We start from the raw sequence: 20,540 nt of genomic DNA on the forward strand, positions 1-20,540 counted from the left end.
CCTGCCACGGATCGGACAGGTTGAGAATATGAGCGTAGAGGGACTTTTCGTCCATGGCGGTGACCTCTGGCGATTAAATACACCATTATCATGCCTTCAGCCACCACAACAAGGGAAGACCCATATTAATACAGTATTACCGATCGGCGTTGTCGATCAAGCTGTGTTGTGGTGTTAGAATGAGATACTTCTTAGTTTATGTTTCACCTCATTGCTAATCGTTAACAATTGAGAAAGTTATGCGGTGTAATTTTTAATTTTATGGCTGGTATATCGATATGGAATTGAAGTATAGACCCGAGATCGATGGTTTAAGGGCATTGGCTGTTTTGCCTGTAATTTTCTTTCATGCCGGAGCGTCTTGGATTCCCGGTGGTTTCCTTGGTGTGGATGTGTTCTTTGTCATAAGTGGATTTTTGATAACAAGCATTCTGATGAGGGAGTCTATATCTGGTAAATTCAGTTTCAGTGTTTTTTACGAGCGAAGGATTAGAAGAATTGCTCCAGCTTTGATAGCAATGGTTAGTGTAACATCTGTTGTCTCTGTGTTTATAATGGTACCCTATGACCTAAAAAACTTTGGGCAGTCTGTAGTTGCAACTATTTTTTCTGCTAATAACATCCTTCTATATATGACATCCGGGTATTGGTCTACCGCCTCGGAGTTTAAGCCTCTTTACCACACGTGGAGCCTGGCCGTAGAAGAACAGTACTATCTTATAGCTCCAGTGGTAGTATTTTTAATATCACTTTGGAAAAAAGAAAGATTCGTAAGAAATACAGCTATAATTCTATCGGCAATATCCATTGCAAGCTTTATTTTTTCTTTGGTATTTACTAGCCGTAATCATGAATTCTCTTTCCTAATGCTTCCTTCAAGGGCATGGGAAATTGCTTTGGGTGGGGTTGCTGCAATAGTACACTTTAGAAGGTCAAGGGGTAATGATTTTTTTGCATTTATAGGAATTGCCCTTATAGTTATTGGATATGTATTATTGCGAGGTAGGCAATCCCACCCAGGAATAGAAACTTTGGTTCCTGTGGTTGGTACTTGCTTGTATCTTATTTATTCAAATTGCGAGTCAGGAGTTGGGCGACTAATGTCCTGCAAGGCTCTTGTTTTCTGTGGGGTAATCAGCTACTCATTGTACTTGTGGCACCAACCTGTGTTCGCATTTATTCGATTGAGCTCACAATATGAGCCTTCAGGATCAGCATTCATACTTTCTATACCTTTAATATTTCTTATCTCATATGCATCATATTCTTTTATTGAAAAGCCATTCAGAAATAGAAGCATTCTATCAACTAAAGTTGTAGTTTCTGGTGTTATATGTGCTTCGTTGTTACTATCAGCCATTGGAGTTCTGTCTCATAAAACATACGGATTTCAATCTCTTAGGCCTGAATTGGCTTATGGCGGAAATCCGCAGGACTATGTGGACGCACCAAAGAGATTCAAAAACATTGAGTTCTCACAAAAAGGTAGGAAAATATTATTTGTTGGAAATTCATATGCTAGGGATATTATTAACGTAGTGTCTACTAGGATTGATGTAAACTCTATGAATATTGTATATTTTGAAGGTAATTGTTATGAATCTATCAATAACAAAAATTCTTTATATCACTACACTTCAAAGGCCGATGTTATAATATACTCGGATAATTGGGGTGGTGAGGCTTATAATAGTAGCATTGATAAGTTACAGAAATGCTATGATAAAATCAGAATTAGCTCTCGCGCAAATATATTTATGCCTGGAACAAAGAATTTTGGTTACAATAATAATTATACTGTTAACTTATCTGAGAATGAGAGAATCAACGCCAAATCAAAACCATTGAATAAGTATCAGGAATTCAACAATATTGCTAAGGTTACCATTGGGCCTAGTTACATTGACATTCTTGGAATGCTTGAGGATTCAAATGGAATGGTTCGCGTTTTTGATGATGATGGACGGTTTTTATCATATGACACCAATCATCTAACTAAATATGGTGCTGAATATTTAGGTGGCATCCTAAGCACAAAATCTGATTTGATAGAATCAATTAGATAAACTTACAACCCATCCACCACGTGGTGTGATGGATGGGTTTTTTAAAATGATGCACCACGCCAGGAGCAATCTATAACACCTCCTGATAAAAATTTCCATCGGTATTGGTAGGATTGCGATGGGGATATTCTAATTCCAACCCCAAGGTTTGGAGTTGTTTCTACTGAGCTGATCCAAGTGTTGCTCGTGCTTGTGTAAGTGAATGTTGTTTGGTCAGCGTTTGTGTAAAAATCGTCTATGCATGTAGTTATGGCCGCATTAGTGCTTGCAGTGTCTGCTCCATTATAATAATAGAGCTCGAAAGCTATGTATCCATAGTTAGTAACTCTTGTTGCAAAAACTCCACCACTGTTTTTTGCCGCTATCCCACCTCTTTTAAATGTCGTATTTCTTTCTGATGTAGCAGTGCCTGTGTTTACTGTTTGCCATGGTGAAACATCTATTGAACTATATTTATCATTATAAAGCCTAATTGCCCCCCCCATTCTATCAGTGTAAAACACGTATGATTTCAGGAGGTAGGGTGATTGTTTTTTAATGGCATTATATGATTTTATTTCTTTATAGAAATCGGTTTCATTTGTAATATCCTTAAATGAATTTATGATTAGATGGCTTTCCCATGCAAATGCTACGTAACTCGCATCGCCCATACCAAAAAATTCCCTAGCAAATTTTATTTGCTTTGTTTTATCGGTAAATTCCGATGTATCAGTGAACATTCCAATACAAGGCAATATCTTTGAATTTGGAGATCTATGTTGCATTTCAGCCCAGCATAGTATGGCAAACCTCTTATTTGTGGCTGAATCTCTAGCGGAGTATGCATATGCATCTATAAAAATCAAATCATATCCTATCCCATCATAGCCGGATGGAATTGTTTGGTTATCAAACGAGAATATGCCGTTGTCAACAATCACTAACGATTTTGTTGTAAATGACTTAAATGCGTTAATTCGTATTACTTGATCTGCTGCTGATACTGAGTGGTTTTGCGGTTCGTCGTAAAGATAATATCCTATGACGCAGCCTCTATTGTCTAAATCAGATGATGGGGTACTAGTTTGACCGTAAACCGGGCCTCCCAATATCATATTTATTCCTATGGCTTCTGCGGAGTTGCACGCCTTATCCATACTACCACCAGAGCTACCAAACTGGCCGTAATGGATTATTGTATTAAATCCAGCAGTCTTAAGCTGAAGCATATCGCAAATATCAAACACCTGGTGTACATATACTGCTTTCATTAAAGAGTGATCCACAGGGATTTCACTATCCAATTCACATGGCACGTTAGGTAGTCTTGTATATGTAATGGTTGCCTTACCTGTCAACCTTGCACCTTGAGGCCAATCAAACCTTGATAGCGTCGTAGCCCCAGTTATATGGGCGCGACCAGTTCTTTCTATAGCTTCAAGAATGGCGGTTTTGGCATCATCGCCGCTACCATAAGCATAACCATAGAGAGCAATATCGGATTCGTCGTAATGTAAGCGTTCTTTTAATGTAAGGCCAGACTCATCGCCGACTATCTCTGTGCCTGTGCTTTTTGCCAATTCCTGAGCAAGAATACTTGAAGCATCAACTACTACCCATTTACCTTCACCTGTACCACCAGTTGTATCAGGACTAGATCCAGGATGGACCAGTTTAGGCAATGAAGTCAAATCATCCCAGCGGTACCATGTTAACGTTGTCTCATCCTGTATAATATCTCCTGCAGTGGCAATGATTGCTCCATTCTGAAATGTTCCTACTGGATTCCAACCTAAATTATAAATATGGCTAAGTACGAGTTGTTTTAGGCCCTCTATTGTATAATGAGACTTACCAAATCTGTCGATATATTGATGATAGAATGAGGTTACAAACTCATCAATCTTACCGGCGTTAAACTTCAGGTCGCGCGGTGATTCGCTTGGTACTGGCAGGTTAGTAGGTTGCGTAGCCATATTAATTCCATAAAAAAACCCAGCACATTTGCTGGGTTGTGGTGATGGGTATTGGTTCTTATTGATAAATAGCGTCGCTATATTCTGCGACCGTCAGCGAAACGGTGTTATCCGTGTTCGGTTTGATGCTGTTGACTGTCCATAGCTGGTTGTCCAGCTCTTCCACCGTTGCTATCAAGTATCGAGAGGGAAGCTGGATAGTGTCACCGTTCCAGATATTGAGCTGAATATCCGGCACCGACGCGGTGAAACCGTATGGTGTATCACTGCGTGCTGTTGCCGGGTAGCGTTGCGTTGGGTTGCCCTGGCTATCAGTCACCAGGACATACATCGAGCCGGAAAACGTTATCTGCTCGCTGGTATCGAAGTTATTACCGGTTCGCCCGGTGATGTAGCCGCCCTGCTGGTTGCTATCGTAAATATCTGCTATCTGGACGACGCTACCTACCTGAATAATCCCATCTTCGAATACCTTCGAGTTCATCTTCGTACGCGAGTAAAGCAACCGCTTAGTTTCCCGCAGCGCGCGTTCGCGGGCCTGGTACTCGTTTCTGAACCCGACAATCTCCATTTTGTTGGGGTTCTCGGCCTCCTGCTCCACGATGGCACCGTTCAAAACGCGGTAGTTGATGTAGGTCTTATTGTTTGTCGTCGGGTGAACATACGACACCTGAACACCGTCATAACCACCAGGAAGCGTGGCCTCGTACGTGATTTTATATTCATCCGTTTTCATGTTGGCCCGGTTAAATACTGATGCCGGATGCGTCACTTTCTGGTCACGGGTAAACGTCAGCACGCCGTCATCCCAGTAAGCGGTCACGCTTGCCGCATTGCAGATAGCCTGTACACGATCACCCAATGAATCGTTCTCATCATCAAAGGTGTAATCGAAGTACCCTAGGCGCTCGTCAGGAAGACTCTCAGCAATGGAATAAAGGCCGTAAAGGTCGATACTCGCTTCTGGCTGATTCCCCATAACGAGCCAGGTATGCGCCACAGCATCTGCGAAAGAACGTGATGGCCTGAGCGTGTAATCCACCTCCTGAGAATCAAGGTCGTAGCTTATTGTGTGTCTGGTAACCAGGGCGTTATATTTCCGCTCCCGGCTGCCAAGTGCGTTTTCAGTAGCTCGAACCTTAACGCGCACAAGCGTATCTGTTGGGTGCACCACGTTCGTCCGAATGTTTACTGCGTGGATTTCCTCAACCTTCAGTATGGATGCGTCAGTACTGTTGTTGGTACGCTGAAAGTTAATCGCATACTTGCCATAACCGCCGATCGGGGTGAGCTTATCTGTGCGATAAAACACCTTGCTCGCAGATTTATTATTGTTTCTTAGGTGATAGTGAAACGTCTCTTCGGTGCCAGGAATTTGATTGTAGTCGTCATCAATTTTCCAGATTTTAACATCCCAGTCGGTGTCATTGCGTCCACCAAGTGATGACTGCGTATGGATCCACAGCTCTGTTGACTCTACCGGCGAAAAGAATGGACCTACAACAAGCGCCTCATTGTCGTTCAGAATGAATTTCGTGGTATTGATGGTCGCGCTGGCCGGTACGTTAGATGGACCACTCAAATCCCCCATGGTGAATGTGTACCACTGCACGGGATTAATCACTGCTCCATCATCAGTCTGAACAGCAGAAATCAGCGTACCCGAGAATACGACATCCTCCGTAACAGGCCCGGAGGCTGTGCTGTAGGTCACGTTAATCTCAAAGGTGACAGAGTGAGGTAGAACCAAGCCCATGAAATAGTCGAACTCGGACTGTTTGACGATTTTCATGGCGATCTGTCCGCCGGAATATGTGCCGCTCACAACTGTGTCTGCAGTTGCTGACTCTACAGGAAAATCATCAGATTCATTTGGCCCCGGCACTTCCTGCCCATCGACATCATCGAAAGGATATCCCTCATAAAGCACGGGAATAGTTTCCCCTGGCTGATAAAACTGATACTCCGCGCCAGCCATGCTTCCAAGACTAGACTCTGAGTAACGTACCGACTCATAACCGTAGCGCCCAATGCCGATACACATCCATTCAGTAACATATTTGAGACCGCCGTCGTTACCGGAACTTGACACGTATTCGAACAAGGACTCCTGAATAAGGTCGGGATATGACCTGACCTGGCCGTAAATATCCGGTTTGGCCTTGTAGACGCGCGCAGTATTCGTCTGGCCGGTAAGGCTGTTGTTTGGCGAGTCGACGGTTTCCCCACCGGTATTAGCGATGGCCGGCTTTGGCGCCAGGAAAGAAAATACCTGCCCAACAACTTTGAATATTGAGCTGATGGCGTCGCCGATCGCCCCCTTCGGCTGATCGAATAGCTGGACGGTATCCATCTCACACAGCTCGAACGCCAGTTCATCGTCTTCCTCAAGCTTCACGCCATTACGGACGATAAGAAGGTCGCGATGGAGATTGTTGTCGTTCGCCGCCAGCCAGTCATAAAAAAGGGTGCCGTTTGGCACCCTATAGCGTTCTTTTGGCGTTCCTGGGAAACGCTGCAATTCAATCAGCGCCATAAACGAAATACTCCACTTTAGTGAATGCCCGCTGAATAACGAGTAGAGAATCTTCTCTCACACTGCCATTCTCGCCGCGAGAGTGCAGCGCTTTCCTGTTCAGGATGAGCCCCACATGAGCTGGCTGAGATGCCCTGTAGCCAACGAAGATTCCGCCTTCAACCGGCTTAACGACTTTCTGCCAGTAAACGACATCACCCTGATAGCAGGTAAAGAAATCCGCCCCGGCTTCGTAGTCCGGCGTCTGGTGCAGCTCGATACCCATAACGTGGCGGTAATACAGCACGCACAACCCCCAGCAATCCACCTGTTCAAATGAGCACGCACGGTTTGCCCATGGCACACCGATTACCTTGTCGATGAAATCATCTTTGAACATGCGTTTGCCTTAGAGATATTGGAGTCCGGTATATTCGCTGGGATCGTATAACTGACCGATATTGTTATTCAGTGGATTAGTTACGGAAAGCGTCACTGAGGCCGCATCTGCATCAATATCGACCGTCTTTACGTACAACTGCCACGATTTAATCGGTGCTGACACATCACCACTATCGAACACCTGCCGCGTGGCCGTGATAGCCGTTAGCCTAGCCGCACCCTTCCACTTCTTCATCAACAGTTTGACGTCAGTGGACAGACGCCCCAGCTTAACCGTGGCGTCGATTACCGGCGTCCCGCTCTGCTGGCTTTCCTCAATTTCAAAGCGTGCTGGCGTGTACTCCTGGCCTCCAAGCGTCTTCGGGAAAAACTGCTTATCGACCAGGCGCACATAACCAAATGAAGGATGGTAAAAGGTGATGGTGTCGTAGAGCCCGCGCGTCGGGCGCTGCTGTTTATATTCTCTGTACGTCGGCATTATGGCACTCTCGGCAACGATTCCGGGTCTCGCCCATCCGGATAGCCCGTGACAACGATATCCAGCCACGAATTCCACGGAGGCGGCAGCTCAACGATGATGTCGTCAAAGTCGTCATCAGCATTAAACAGGTGGTTGGCGATTACCGTACCGGTCCATGTGACAACTCCACTGTTGATACTGGTTTGCACCGGCATCTGAGTAAAATGCAGCTCCTGCACCTGCAGGCCGCTACCACCGATGTTAACCGGCATCCGGAACCAGTTCAGGCCACGGTTGAGATAGTTCGGACTGCGAAGCCACTGCTGGAACGCTTTCTCCTGATCCAGCGTGAAGATCCACGTTAGCGACCAGGTAGCCTTCAGGTCATCGGTTAGATTCTGGAAGATAGCCGGGCCGACCGCTGGCTGGTCAGTCTGAAACCCGGTATCGAGCGTCATATTTTTGCTGGCCTTTTGCGCCAGCGGCAGCCAGTCGGGATAGTCAATAATTGGCATCAGCCCTGCCCCCTTGGCGTTCTTTTCGCTGTCGTGTTACTCGTTATGCCCTGAGATATCGGCCCACCGTTATTTAGGTCTGCAAGGACCGCTTCAATGGTGAGGCTGTTACCATTCTGTGTGGCCTGAGCATCAAACTGATGTTGCCCTGAGGAGTGGTCGTTAAAAACAATGCTTACCTGAATATTCCCACTGCTGCCCTGCATATCCTTGTTGCTGATAACCTTGCCGTTGTCACCGGGGATCATGTACTGGCTGCCATTACTGGCCTGGTAGATTTCCGGCATACCGCCTTCGCCTACCTGATACATTCCTCCTGCCGATACCGGGCCGCCGTTCTTACGCTTGCCCGCCAGAGAACTTGATAGCGCCATCGCCGCTATAACTGCACCAATACCGATAGCTGCTGCACCGCCAAATGAACCGATTGACGCCACAATAGCAGCCGGTGTCCATGCTGCTGTGGTTGCGGCTGCCGATGATACGCTTGCTGCGGTAGTAGTCGCGGTGCCAGCAACTGCGGCTGAAGTCGTGGCTGCTGTCGCTGCAATTTGCGCTGAGCTGCCTGTAATGGCGGATTTAACCCACTCGACGCCCATCTGGACGAAAGATTGAACAACACTACTTAGGACGGTGTTGGCAATATTCCCAAGTGCATCATTTAGGCTTTGCGTTCCATTCAGGATGCCGGTGATGCTGCTTGATACAGTGTTCATCGAGGTTTGCAATGTGTCGGCAAATAACTGCGTTGCCACATTTTGTTGCGACCATTCTGCCCACATTGCGGCTGTTCTCTGGTCCCGATATTGCTTCTCAATTGCGGCGCGAGTGGCCTCTATTTCTGCAATTTTCTGCGGATAAAGTGCAGCGTACTGGTTAAGTGACTGCATCTGGGCCTGGAAATTATTATCAACCCCAGCGACAGGTGATGCGGCCCCCTGTAACTGCTTATAACCCTGGTCGGCTTCTTTCCTTTTCTGGATTGAAATAGCAGCCTTTTCGTTGGCCTCACCAAGCGCTTTAGCTTCTGCCATTTGCTGTTGAGTTGCAGAACTACCAAGGGATTGCTGTGCTCGCAACCCCGCCTCTTCAATGCGGCGCTTTTCAATAGACTCCGTTGTCAAATCAGAGGCAGCACGCAAATTCTGCAACTTCTTGGTTATTGACTCTTCCGCGTTTGCTGAGCTTTTAGCAGCGGATGCGGCTTCCCTTGTCGCTTTTGCTCCAGCTTTTGATGCCTGAGTGTTGGCCTCTTGCTGCTGGTAGGTTTGCAACCTAACGTTGTAGTAATCACGGAATGCCTGAGTCCCCTCTTTGATCCCCTGATTCTCAGCATCTCGCCACGCCTGTGCTTTCATCTTTTCATCGCCAGTTTGCCTGGTGATAAACAGTTCCTGCCTGGCTTGCTTAAGAGCTTTATCCTGACTTGATGTCAGGCTGTCAGTCATCTCCTTCAGTGCTTTGAGTCGCACTGATGCATCCGCGCTAGTCGTAGCTATTTCAAGAAGTCGCGCTGCATATTCTCTGGCTGTTTTCGCACCAGATGACTGACCATCACCAACTTTTTGCAGGGTTACGATCAGTGCATTCAACTTCTCGTCAGATGGGTTCTTAGCAATATCTGATAGCTGCTTGGCAAATTCATATGCCTGCTGATCTGTTAAATCAAACTTGCCAGCCAGCGCGCCTACAGTGGCAATCATAGACTGCATGGTTGTTTGACCGGCTCGACCTGATGCCGCTGCCTGCTTCATTGCCTCACTGAAGTCATTTGTGGTGATGCTGAGAGTGGAAAGGTAATCATTGAAAAGCTTAACGCTGGCATAGCCACCGCCAAGGGACGAAACAAGTGAATCACCAAACCCGATGAAATCCTTCGATGCCTTCTGAACCTCAGTCGATACTTTTGCCAAGGCAGATTGAAGCTCTATTTCAGCCTGGTTGCGCATCAACGTTGCAACCTGGATATTTACCCTAGCTAGCGCTGCGTACTTCTCAGAGAGGGCTCCCACGCCGTTCTGTGAAATTGAAATGACTTTATCCGTCGTTTCGATCGCATCCTTAAGTGCATCAATGGCATTTTTGCCATTCCCAAGCGATGCCACTAGCGTACCGGCGACCACCGTACTCAACGCGATAATTGCGCCAATAACTGCGCCACCCGGGCCGAATGCACCGGCAAGTTGCGAGCCCTGCTGAGAGAAAGCAACTAGTGCTGACTGACCACCCTGAACCTGGACAATGAAGTCCTGCACCTGATATCCAGCCTGTTGCATGCTGGTCTTCCACTTACCGGTGCCCTTGGCTCCATTCTCGACACCTGTTTTCATGTCGTAGAGTCGACCAGTCAGATCTCCAATCTTCTGCTTTTCTTCATCGGTAGCCTTTGACCCAGCTCGAAGTTGTGCTGCCAGAATTGCAGCGCTACGGGCGCCATTTTCCTGAGCCTCATCAAGCACTGCAAGTTGGTTACCAAGCGCCTCAACAATGGACTCAGCACGATTGAATTCGCTACTTGCACCACCGGTACCACTGCGCGCCTCTTCCATTGCCCGGGCAATGCCGCTCACATTAGTGTTCAGCTTACGCAGTTGGTTATCCATGGAGTTGGCATATCCAGCCAGTTCTGTAAACGCCGATCCGGTTTGTGAGGTGCTCTCGTCGAGGTTATCCATCCCCTTGCCTGATTGCTGTGCCGCAGCCTCCAGTTTATCCAGAGCATCAATGGCCTGTTTGCCGCCTTGTAACAGCGGCTCAACGTCGGCGCTGATTTCATAAACGATGCTACCGGCGTTCTTCTCACCTGCCATGTCATTCTCCGGTTATTGCTTTGCTTTTGCCCTGCGCGCGGCCTGTTTAGCCAGGTATTCGTCAGCGATGCTGTCGTATTCATCGCGAGTGAAGCCTTTCTGGTCCGGGTATTTTGCCGCCAACAGCATCTGAAATTCGGTCATCGTTAACTGCGAGGCTTCGGCGCGATTCATGCCGAAGTGGCTGCGAGCTGCGCTGATGTAGTCGAATGCTTTAAACTCTGTTGTGCGCTCGCCTGTTTCGTGGCGCTGCAACTGGCGAACCCTGGCTTTTCCGACGATGCCGTGCTGCATGAGGTGCTGCGCCAGCACGATAATGTCGTTCTTTGGCAATCTGCCCGGCCGGTATACGACGCAGTGCCGCCACCCTTTCCACTCGCCTATCATTGGTGTCAGGTCGTCATCGCAGCACGATTGCAGCACCAGCATGCACGTTGATAAAAGCTTCTCAGCGGCGCGGTTGAAAGAAGGAGACAGCCATTCAGGAAAGCGCCCCAGCGTGCCAGCGCAAACCTCAATGAGCTTAGCGACATCATTGCCGTGGATGGTGGCGTATGCCTGCACAATCTCTTCCGGGGTGCCGATCTTCGTCATAGCCTCGAATGAAGGCCGTAGCAGGTAATCTTTCCCGCCTTCGCGGCTGTCGCTGATAGAGAGTTCGCCAATATCGGTTAAAGCGGTCATAGGCCTTCCAGTAAACGGTCATTATCAAGGGCAGCACGCCACCCTTTGGAATGTCCGTTAGGTAACGGTAACCGTATGCACGGCCACAAAGTTGCCGTCTTCGGTGTTGATGATGATCTGCGCGCTACCGGTGGCGACGCGCGTCACGGTAACGGTGTTGCCGGAGGCTGTAGCCGTTGCTTTGGTCGCATCGGTAGTCGCTACATTGAAATCTTTGTTTGTTGCGCCGGTTGGTGCGATATTCACCGTGAAGGTGCTGGTACCGCCAGCCGCGCCAGTGCTGGTTGCCGGAGTAACCGTCACGCCAGTCACCGCCACTGCAGTGATTTCGTTCACTTCGATAGTGCTCGCGTCGCCGACTTTGAACTCAGTGGAGAACGTGACGATGTCGTTAGTGCCACCGTCGGAGCTCAGCGCCGTGATGTTCATGTAGCCGATGAATTCAACCGGGCCGTAGTCCATGCGCACCCAGATACCTGGCTGGCGCTTAGCCTTCAGCTCATCAGCAAAATACTTGATGAACTTGCCGACACCGTACTGATCCAGCTTGTCCTTCTTGCGCACTTCGCCTTCAAAGCTCAGGGTGAAGTCACTGTTGGTGATGATGGTCTCGACATAGCCGCCGCCGTCATCCGCATCAGAGGTAACCGAGTTCGGGTTGAAGTCGAAGCCCTTAGACGTACCAGCGGCCAGCGCCATCCACTCAGATTCAAGTGGCTTGACGTCAGGGCAGCCATCGGCGACTTCCAGCACGACCGCACCGCCGAACAGGCGCTCGTTCGAGTTCTGGCAATTAGCCATGTGAAACTCCTCTTTGACGTATAAAAGAAAAACCCGCCGAAGCGGGTTATTTGGTTGGGAATGGCTATTCGCCGTAAGTGCAGGCGAACTGGAGTCGGAAGACTATTCGCCCTTCTTCTGTGAGCACCGGCGCGGGGATAGCGCCCATGTTCTGGATGTAGCCGACACACTCGTCAGCCATGGGGTTGGCCTGGACGTAATCGACGATTCGCTGTACGGCATTGAGTGCGTCTTTGCGCTTATCTTTTGCCCCCACGACGTCGACCAGGACGTGATACTCAGATCCGAGGTCATTCCGAATATTCGACCCGCCGTTAGGCCTGAACACCATGATCGCCTTCGACAGGTCCCCCGGGTCGTCGTACATCAGCTGCTGCACCGTGAATCCGTTAGTTAGCCCGGCGTCGCCGAACATGTTGCGCACCCGCTCGTGCATCATGGGTGTCATAACGAAAGCTCCTTGCGCATCACCGCGTCAACGTTATCGCGCTCGTCATTTGCGCCTTTGGTCAGGAATTGCGGCTCACCATGCGGATCCCAGTAATTGCCCTTTCCTGTCCCGCCACCGAATTCTTTCGGTTTCTGCGGGCCGAACTCAGACCGGTTACTGGTTATTCCGAATTGCGCTCGAGGCTGACCTTTCAGTTTTCCTGACGCCTCATGCACGTAAGCAGCATAGTTGGCTGAGTACCCGACGCGTCCGGTGATGAGCACGCCACCAGCGTCGATTTCCCGAAACTGGCTGTTAATCAGCGTGGAGCTGTCGATAGGGGTGTAATATGCCGCCCGGGTGCCGATAAGCATCATCGCCGACTGCAACGCGCGAATTACCTTACGGCCCTTAACGTCGTTGATGACATCGTTCAGGTGCTTCTTCGCCTGGCTGATGCCCTTCACTTTGATGCCCATGGCTACACTCCCGTCAGGATGGCGTAATCATCCGCAAGGCGCTCGAACGTATCGGCATAGCGAATAACTTGCCTCACCTCGTCGGCACCGGCCACAACTGGGTCAGCTTCGGTCGATACGCCAATCAGCAGGTAATCACCTGCGGCCGCCAGCGCGAACTCCGTCCAGACGGTGTTCTTCACGACGATTTCGGCGCCCATGCTGGCTAACTTCTTGCTGAGCCCACCCTCGTAATCACAGAGGATTTGCTCAGGTTCGGCATAGCCCAGCGGGTCGCCGTATTCGTCATTGCCTTCCAGCTTTCGCCAGATGGTCGCCGTGGCGGTGTAAGACCAGTTGGCAACGCTGCTCATAGAGTGAATACCTCCACCTTCTCAACGATTTTGAAATCATCAAGAGGCCGCATCGAGCCTGATTGACTGGCGAGGCGCCTAGCATCAGCCTGCTCCAGAAAGTCAAATTTGGCTTTCTCGTAAGTTTCAGCATGTCGGCCAATAAACTTAACTCCGGAGTCGTTTATCCAGATGAACAGCGACCAGTTGTCTTCGCACTTAAAGGCATGCACATCGTATCGTTCAGCCATCTTTCCACCTCAACACCTTCGCGCCAGTCGCCCGGATGCGCGGGCAGTTGATGAACCACTCGCCGTCCGATTTCACGTAGCCGGTAGTCTCCCGCCCGGTGTCGGTCATCACCCATACGCGGGTGAACGAGCGCGGCAGCCCGTGCTTAACTGATTTGTACGTCATCACTTGCCCCCGCACATACAGCCGCCCTTACCGATCCAGATACCAGCGAATGCCGGGGTGGCGGTAGGGTCGGCAGGAATAAGAGCAGTGGCACAACCGTATTTATCCAGCCCCCGCAACAGGTTCACTGAGGCTTTCCAGCGGTCGGTGAACGACTGGTATCGGAATGAGCGCGACGCCCCGCTTGGAGCCGTCTGACTGGAGATGTATTTGTCCCCCTGCCCGAGCCCCATAAGCGCCAGCAGATAGAGCTGAATCAGCAGTGCGGTCGATGCCGGATAATGCGCATCAAGACACTCCTGTATGCTGTTGGCCTGGTCGACGAGAGCCTGAAGAACAAAATCGGGAATGGTAATTCCCTGGCTCTCCAGATACTCCTTCGCCTGTTCGAGAGTTACCATTATCGACTCCGTGAAATACCCCGCCGGAGCGGGGCATAAAAAAACCGCCTTAGCGGCGGCTGTTATTCAGCAGGGAAAAGTTTTTCGAGTTCGCCATCTGGCAACAGCTCACTGAGCTTTTCAGCGCCCAAGGTGCCCTTGAACTCAATGCCCAGCTCAGTAAGGCGGTCCTGAATAATCTCTTTGCGAGATTTCTCACCGGTACCGGCATCAGGTGTTGCTGGTTTCAGCTCGCCACCAGCTTCGCCTTTCATCAGCCGAACGTTAGACTTCAACGCCGGATGAAGCTCTTTCAACTCCACCACGTCGCCAACCTTCACGCCGAACCATGGGCGCACAACTTCGTATTTAGCCATGCTGTTTCCTTACGCCAGGTTAGCGCCGTAGACAACGCCGGACAGACCCTGATCATCTGCGGTGATTTGCAGACCTTCAGCAGACATAATCTGGAAGTTGTAATTAACGTTAGGCAGTGGGCGCGGCAGCGGAACAACACCGACAGCCATACCCACCAGTGGAGAGATCACGTCACGGCGACGAACGTACGCGATAAACTCGTTACCGGTCAGCGCGAAGCTCATGCGGATTTCTTTCACTGGCGCGAACGGCAGAACCGCCTGCAATACAGTTCCGCTTACAACGCCGTTAACCACGTACGGCTGAGCCAGGTTTGCCCAGATTTCCGGGGAAACCCACATTACATCGTATGCGGCGACTTTGTTCGTGCGGGCGGTAGTACCGAATGCGCCTTTACCGAAGAACGTAAAGAACGCGGTCATGTCGGCAGTAGTAAGGTCGATGTTCGCGCCACCAGCACCAGATCCGAGGTTAATCTTCTTGGTGTTGCGGTGGTTCTTGATGCCCTGCGCAGGATAGGACTGAACCTGAATTTTTGAATCGCCGTTGAGGTAGTAGTTAACGCGCTTCTGGTTGAACTTGCGCATCTTCGCCATCTGCGAATCCAGCACCAGATCAATGCCTACAGAGTTAAGGCCAGCAGCATGACGCCAGTTAACACCGTAACCAGCAGTGAACACCGGAATCGGGTCGCCGTCGCTCGCGTAGTCAGTATGATCGAAGGAGAACGGCGCCTGGCCATCAATGCTTACTGACACGTCGTCAGCGATGTCGCCTACCACGTTATACAGCTTGGCGGTTTTACCGACCGGCAGCACCGTCTGAACTCCGATCAGGTCGTTCACGATTTCCATGCCAACTTCCTGATCCCGCAGTTGCAGCACCTGGTTGTCAATCTCAGCCCAGAAGTCACGGGAGAAACCGCCAACGGCGTTACAGGCCAGCATGTCAGCCGTCATGATTGCGCGGTTAGCCGCAATGATGGAATCGTTCTGTAGGTTCCACATGTTGCGGTTTGCCCACAGCTCACTCCAGTGCCCGCCAAGGCGGGAGTTTGTCGCCAGCGTCTCTTTAGAGAAGTACATATGTATTTGTCCTTTTGTTACGCGCCAGCAGCGGCGGCAGTGCCAACGCGCATGCGCACGCGGATGAAGTCGGTAGTGCTGGCCGCGATGGTGTATTCATCCTGGCTGTATCCGATCACTGAATCAGTGTCATCGGTTGCCAGGGTAAACTGACCGGCAGTGCCCAGCTTGATCGGGCTGTCTTTTTTATACGCACCAGGCAGGCAACGCAGCGCCAGCTCACGACCTTCTTCGACGTAGTTACCTACTGCCGAATCCCCGGCAGGGATTTCTTCGGTGATTGTCAGGCCTTGGTGGTAACCGACATCGATGATGTACAGGCGTCCGGTTAGCGCAGTGGCCTGAGCGAATTCATCTGAGGAGTTGATGGTTGCGGCGGTACCCGGAAGTAGCGCTGCGGCCGTAGTGCGTGTTTCGGTCTTGTACAGAGACTGACCGTCGATATTAACGCGACGATAACGTGGCATTATTCCGGCTCCTTACTTGAAGTGTTCGTCTGCGGCAGGTGCGCCGGTTTCTTTGTGCTGTTGAGCATTGTTGGTGCCCAGCGGAGCAGCTTCGCCCAGCGACTTAAACATTGCGTCCAGCGCATCGCCAGAAAGCGCGTTGGCCACGATGTCGCCATGGACCTTGGCAACCGCATCACGTTTGGCTTTCTCTTCAGCGCGTGAGTTGGCGGTCAGGGTGTCAGCGAGTTGCTTCTGGTTGGCCTGTAGCGCATCAACCTTTTCCGCGAGAGGCTTAATAGCCGCTTCAGTATTGGTCGCAACAGCCTGGCCGATCATGCTGCCGATTTGTTCCAGTTCTTCTTTGGTTAAAGGCATGTCGCCCTCCGTTTTGTGGTTTGGTGCAGGCTGTTCCTGCGGTGTGAATAGAGCTTTGAATTTGTTAGCGACGACTGCGACCCACGACTCCTGGCGCGCTACTGCGGTGCCGGTATCTTCGAAGGTGATTACGCCGCCATCAGACTTGTAGCCAAACACCTCGGCGCTGCCGCCGTTGCGGATGATTACAGCTTGCGAGTCAGTGAAATCAGCAACCCATGCATATTCATCCGCCCCCGCCGCAAACTTCGCTTTGGCTGCGCGATCGAGACGCTGCTCGCGCTCACGGTAGGATTCACCCACCAGTGCGCCAGAGTTAGCCTTAAGCGGCTGAGCCAGATCGGCATTAACCATCAGGCCTACTCCTTGCTCAGGGGTGGCCGCTCCGACTTCGTGCAGCAGGATCGCGTCATGGTCCATGCTGTGAATCTTCGCCACCCACTCGGCGCCCGTAGCTCTCTGTTGTTCGTTAGGTTCAAGCTGGTCGAGGAATGCGGCAACACTGGTATGAATCGGCGGCACGTCTTCACCGCGCTCAATGGCAGCGACACGTTCAAGCAGTTCCCTGCCACCTTCCGACTCGCTAGCGCGGGCAACATCTACCCACTTTTCTAGGTAGATGCGATTACCGGACTTCTTAACGTTGCGGTTCCACGCGCCGATATGGCCTGCGTTAATCCCCTCAGGCGAGAAAGCAGACACAAACTGACCGTTAACCTGAGGATGCCCAAGCGGTGCCAGGGTGCCTTCCAGTCCCTTATAGTGGGCGTCGATTTGTTCTTGCGTGTACAGCCCGCCATTCATGACGACGTTCGCCGGAAGCGTGTAACTCGGCAGTACCAGATGCTCACGCCCGTTGTATGTTTCGCGCCGGATAGACTGACTGTTCACCTTCGTGGTGATGTTGACCTGCATAGGCATAGCTATTTCTCCGCCCAGGCGTAACCGCGCGCCTGCATCGATTTATATTCCTGTTTGAGTTTCGTGATGGTGTCCGGGTATTCCGGATTACCGTCCGCATCCACCAGCACCGACTGCTGGCTGCATTTGCAGTTGATGGAGTTGCCATCCTTGCTGTACCAGTCACGGACCTCTTCATTGGTGTAGAGGTGGGCATGGCGCACTGCGTGGGTATGACGGGTTGTCGGTGACAGAGCCGAGATGTGAACCAGAAGCGTTTTAAGGCCGTAAAGGTCATTCGCCTCCTGGTCTTCATCCCACTTAGCCCTGCGCAGTGCGGTAGTCACTTCAGTGCGTGCTATACGGTTTGCCCGGCGCTTCTCGATTCCGGTCTGGTCCGTCAGGTTGCGGGCAATATCCAGCGGATTGAGCCCACGCCCCACCCCATCAGTCAGTACGCGCGCCATGTCGCGCTTAACGTCAGCTGTCAGCCCCTTCATTTCCTCAAACACACGCGCATGCACCAGCGCCATGCGTTGCTGATACGGGTCGCTTGCGAGGATGGACGCTAACGACTCACGACCAGCGGCGTACACCGGCGACTGCTGGCTGAGGTTGTAGAACGACTGTCCGGTCCCTTTCTCCGAAGCCAGATCGATGTACTCGTAAAACCACAGGTCGTAATCGCCACCTTCAAGCAGCACCTGATCAACCAGGTAACTGGCATCGTTCAGGATGATAGAGAGTAGCGTTGGGTTTAACTGGTATTCGTATCTGGCGTTTACTGCGAGGGAGGAAGGTATTTTGTCGAGTGCTGATTTGTACGCCTTGCCAATCTTATTCATGCGCCTGGCGAAGTCTTTCATTGCGCGGCGTTCCAGCGCATCGGCCCCGGTCGGATCCTGATAGTTACGCGGTAGAATTGGTGGCTTCGTCTTCTTCGTCGCCATCCTCTTCTCCTAAAGGCTCTTCGTCGTCATTGTCATTGTCATAGCCCGCAGCCGTCCGAATCTCTTCACGGGTGAACGCTGGTTCATCGCCGCTGCCCTGCATGGTCTGGTTAATCTCGCCCATAGTCTTGGCGTTGGTGAGCTTCTCAGTACCGGTCTGTTCGTTCAGGTCATCCCAGATAACTGCTTTCTGGCTGACTGAATCGACGATCTGCAAGTCAATAAGCTTGTCGCAGAAGTCCTCTATCTCGAAAGCGAGGTCTACTCGGCGCGACTGACAGCGAGCATTAAAGTATTTCTGGTCTTCAGTGCTGGACCGCTCAGCCTGCTGGTTACCAACCAGAATACGCGTAGGAATATCAACTCCTGCGGCGGCTGTTTGCAGGTTTACGTTATAGGTTGGAGACGGATCAGAAACCGGAGAAACAAGGGAGGTTACGCTGGCCCCCTGGAGAGAAAGCAGCACATCATTGCCGCGATTCATCTCGCGTGCAGCGTCATTAAATTTATCCTGCAACTCATCTACTTCAACGCCGTACATAGATGCAATGCTGCCAAAGTCGATTTCCTTGTCGAAACTAAGTGCTAACTGGCGAGCGGCGTTCTTCAGGAATGACTCACCAGACCCGCCCTCTACCTTCTCCAGGCTCACAAAGGCGTTATAAGCTGGCTCAAGGAAGCCAATAGCATCGTCTGAGTAATCACCAAGGATGAAAACGCGATCGGGGTGGATATTGACGCGGCGACTTGAACCATTCGGCAAGCGTTCGGCGTACTGCCACATTTTCGGCTGACCGTAAGTCTTCGAGTTCAGCCCAGTGTCCCACTCGCTCACCGTTAGCGATCCGGCCCATGCCACGGAAACCTTCTGCAACCCTCGCCCTTTGGTAACCGGAAGGTTCCAGTCTTTTTCATCGCGGACGTGCAGAAGGATGCCTGCATAACGACCGACAAGGCGACGGCGATCCGCCTCGGCAAATGAGCGCCAGAACCGGTTGTTGAATACCTGCTTTGACTTGTTTTCCCAGGCGGTTTCGCTTTCGCTCTCGTCGGCATCGTCACCCTCGATGATTTCCGGGTTAGTCTGCCAGCACTTGCCCACCAGCTTCTCTACTGCGCCGTGTGCTATGCCACCGCGGCGATAGAGCGCATAGAGATTTTCGTAGGTTACCTGTTCAGGGAAGCCATATTCGCACCATGCGGAGTGGCGCTTATTGTCCAGCCCCATAGTTGGCGCCATCAGCCCCATTCGGGCGCGCGCCATCCGCGCATCGTTCAACGCATGGTTGACGGCGAGAGTTAATTTGTCAGTCATGGTTTGTCCGTTTGGTTAGCGAAGGCGTTTCGGAATCATCATCCCCGCCATCTGGCCCTTACGCTTAATGTGCCCGTCGAGACTGTAACGAATGCCATCCCAGCAGTGCTCGTCACCATCGGCCAGTTTCGGCAGCACCTCGCCGGTAATGCGGTCTGTTTTGTACGACCACATGCGGGCCTCACGTGCCACGTTTTTGCAGCGCGGATGGATAATGATTTCGTCGAAGCCGCGAAGATGGGCGATCCCGTCCTCAACGCTCCCCTGCCATTTCTCAGCAGCTGAGATGTTGAATCCCTGCCGCTTGAGATAGCTAATCGTCTCGGGTCGAGCGGAGTCTGCCTTGATGGGCCAGTCACGCGATCCGGGGATAGTGTCGTACAGCTCTGGCATGTGGTCGAGCTCCGTCTGCTGACCGTATGCTTCGTATTCGATGTACAGCCGGTTATGCAGGATGAACGAACGCACCAGCGTGTTAGGGTCTTTGGCGAAACCGAAGTCAGCACCGAAGAACAGGCGCTCAGCTTCTTTCCAGAGTTGGTCCGAGAACTCGGCAATCCGGTATTTTCCGGCCAGGACCTGCTTATCGGAGTTTTCGAGATAAGCCCCTTCCCACACCCATGCGTATGTCGCTGGGTCGAGGCGTCGCTGATCGTTCTGCCGCTCGCCCTCAAGCACGTCAGGGAACCACGGGTTATCCGTATAGTTCATCTCAACGGTAATGCAGTCGTCGCCGGCTTCTTTGCGGAAACGCTTATCCGTTGCGCTTCCGTCTCGTTCCGGGTTCCACGTCACCCAAATCTCTGAACCTTCCTCACGAACGGTCGGGCTCAGCTTCT

At 51.1% G+C, this 20,540-nt stretch carries 22 protein-coding genes; 1 reads left to right on the top strand and 21 read right to left on the bottom strand.

Annotation, left to right across the window (positions count from 1 at the left end; genetic code table 11):
* Positions 1-278 precede the first annotated feature (278 nt).
* A complete protein-coding gene (locus ACWWFX_RS24230; protein WP_473224956.1) occupies positions 279-2,066 on the top strand; it encodes an acyltransferase family protein in 1,788 nt (595 codons plus the stop codon).
* A gap of 41 nt (positions 2,067-2,107) precedes the next feature.
* Here the strand turns inward: ACWWFX_RS24230 and ACWWFX_RS24235 are convergent, their stop codons facing one another.
* The 21 genes from ACWWFX_RS24235 to ACWWFX_RS24335 form a co-directional block, all read right to left on the bottom strand.
* Positions 2,108-4,024, bottom strand: coding sequence for a tail fiber/spike domain-containing protein (locus ACWWFX_RS24235; protein WP_473224957.1), 1,917 nt, complete (start codon positions 4,022-4,024; stop codon positions 2,108-2,110).
* A gap of 58 nt (positions 4,025-4,082) precedes the next feature.
* A complete protein-coding gene (locus ACWWFX_RS24240; protein ID WP_473224958.1) occupies positions 4,083-6,560 on the bottom strand; it encodes a host specificity factor TipJ family phage tail protein in 2,478 nt (825 codons plus the stop codon).
* Positions 6,547-6,939, bottom strand: coding sequence for an NlpC/P60 family protein (locus ACWWFX_RS24245; protein ID WP_473224959.1), 393 nt, complete (start codon positions 6,937-6,939; stop codon positions 6,547-6,549). Before ACWWFX_RS24245 ends, ACWWFX_RS24240 begins: the two co-directional genes overlap by 14 nt.
* Before the next feature lie 9 nt (positions 6,940-6,948).
* Positions 6,949-7,419 (bottom strand): hypothetical protein, encoded by a 471-nt coding sequence (locus ACWWFX_RS24250; protein WP_473224960.1) that lies wholly within the window; start codon positions 7,417-7,419, stop codon positions 6,949-6,951.
* Positions 7,419-7,916, bottom strand: coding sequence for a hypothetical protein (locus ACWWFX_RS24255; RefSeq protein ID WP_473224961.1), 498 nt, complete (start codon positions 7,914-7,916; stop codon positions 7,419-7,421). Before ACWWFX_RS24255 ends, ACWWFX_RS24250 begins: the two co-directional genes overlap by 1 nt.
* On the bottom strand, positions 7,916-10,726 hold the full coding sequence (locus ACWWFX_RS24260; RefSeq protein WP_473224962.1) for a coiled-coil domain-containing protein: 2,811 nt from the start codon (positions 10,724-10,726) through the stop codon (positions 7,916-7,918). Before ACWWFX_RS24260 ends, ACWWFX_RS24255 begins: the two co-directional genes overlap by 1 nt.
* Before the next feature lie 12 nt (positions 10,727-10,738).
* On the bottom strand, positions 10,739-11,410 hold the full coding sequence (locus ACWWFX_RS24265; RefSeq protein ID WP_232936091.1) for a DUF6246 family protein: 672 nt from the start codon (positions 11,408-11,410) through the stop codon (positions 10,739-10,741).
* A 57-nt stretch (positions 11,411-11,467) separates the two neighbouring features.
* Entirely contained in the window at positions 11,468-12,211 is a 744-nt protein-coding gene (locus tag ACWWFX_RS24270) for a phage tail tube protein (protein WP_473224963.1), read from the bottom strand.
* A 64-nt stretch (positions 12,212-12,275) separates the two neighbouring features.
* On the bottom strand, positions 12,276-12,659 hold the full coding sequence (locus ACWWFX_RS24275; protein ID WP_473224964.1) for a phage tail termination protein: 384 nt from the start codon (positions 12,657-12,659) through the stop codon (positions 12,276-12,278).
* Positions 12,656-13,120: an HK97 gp10 family phage protein gene (locus ACWWFX_RS24280; protein ID WP_473224965.1), complete on the bottom strand. Its 465-nt coding sequence runs from the start codon at positions 13,118-13,120 to the stop codon at positions 12,656-12,658. The genes ACWWFX_RS24275 and ACWWFX_RS24280 overlap by 4 nt, the downstream gene beginning before the upstream one ends.
* A 2-nt stretch (positions 13,121-13,122) precedes the next feature.
* Positions 13,123-13,473 carry a hypothetical protein gene (locus ACWWFX_RS24285; RefSeq protein WP_334376633.1) on the bottom strand — a complete coding sequence of 117 codons (351 nt, stop codon included), beginning with the start codon at positions 13,471-13,473 and terminating at the stop codon, positions 13,123-13,125.
* Positions 13,470-13,703, bottom strand: a complete 234-nt coding sequence (locus tag ACWWFX_RS24290; protein WP_045324577.1) for a hypothetical protein — start codon at positions 13,701-13,703, stop codon at positions 13,470-13,472. Before ACWWFX_RS24290 ends, ACWWFX_RS24285 begins: the two co-directional genes overlap by 4 nt.
* Complete coding sequence (locus ACWWFX_RS24295) at positions 13,696-13,869, bottom strand: hypothetical protein (RefSeq protein ID WP_045335910.1); 174 nt, start codon at positions 13,867-13,869, stop codon at positions 13,696-13,698. The genes ACWWFX_RS24290 and ACWWFX_RS24295 overlap by 8 nt, the downstream gene beginning before the upstream one ends.
* On the bottom strand, positions 13,869-14,270 hold the full coding sequence (locus ACWWFX_RS24300; RefSeq protein WP_048244373.1) for a DUF7370 family protein: 402 nt from the start codon (positions 14,268-14,270) through the stop codon (positions 13,869-13,871). The genes ACWWFX_RS24295 and ACWWFX_RS24300 overlap by 1 nt, the downstream gene beginning before the upstream one ends.
* A 62-nt stretch (positions 14,271-14,332) precedes the next feature.
* On the bottom strand, positions 14,333-14,626 hold the full coding sequence (locus tag ACWWFX_RS24305; protein ID WP_023296439.1) for a hypothetical protein: 294 nt from the start codon (positions 14,624-14,626) through the stop codon (positions 14,333-14,335).
* Between the two features lie 9 nt (positions 14,627-14,635).
* On the bottom strand, positions 14,636-15,712 hold the full coding sequence (locus tag ACWWFX_RS24310) for a major capsid protein (RefSeq protein WP_473224966.1): 1,077 nt from the start codon (positions 15,710-15,712) through the stop codon (positions 14,636-14,638).
* A gap of 17 nt (positions 15,713-15,729) precedes the next feature.
* A complete protein-coding gene (locus ACWWFX_RS24315) occupies positions 15,730-16,179 on the bottom strand; it encodes a gp53 minor capsid family protein (protein WP_032669780.1) in 450 nt (149 codons plus the stop codon).
* A gap of 12 nt (positions 16,180-16,191) precedes the next feature.
* Positions 16,192-17,457, bottom strand: a complete 1,266-nt coding sequence (locus ACWWFX_RS24320) for a hypothetical protein (RefSeq protein ID WP_473224967.1) — start codon at positions 17,455-17,457, stop codon at positions 16,192-16,194.
* Positions 17,458-17,459: 2 nt separating this feature from the next.
* On the bottom strand, positions 17,460-18,386 hold the full coding sequence (locus ACWWFX_RS24325) for a phage minor head protein (RefSeq protein WP_058673024.1): 927 nt from the start codon (positions 18,384-18,386) through the stop codon (positions 17,460-17,462).
* Positions 18,346-19,701, bottom strand: coding sequence for an anti-CBASS protein Acb1 family protein (locus tag ACWWFX_RS24330; protein WP_473224968.1), 1,356 nt, complete (start codon positions 19,699-19,701; stop codon positions 18,346-18,348). Before ACWWFX_RS24330 ends, ACWWFX_RS24325 begins: the two co-directional genes overlap by 41 nt.
* Before the next feature lie 15 nt (positions 19,702-19,716).
* A partial coding sequence (locus tag ACWWFX_RS24335; protein WP_473224969.1) for a PBSX family phage terminase large subunit occupies positions 19,717-20,540 on the bottom strand: 824 nt, incomplete at its 5' end.

The sequence above is a fragment of the Pseudocitrobacter sp. 2023LY-00077 genome (assembly GCF_055796175.1).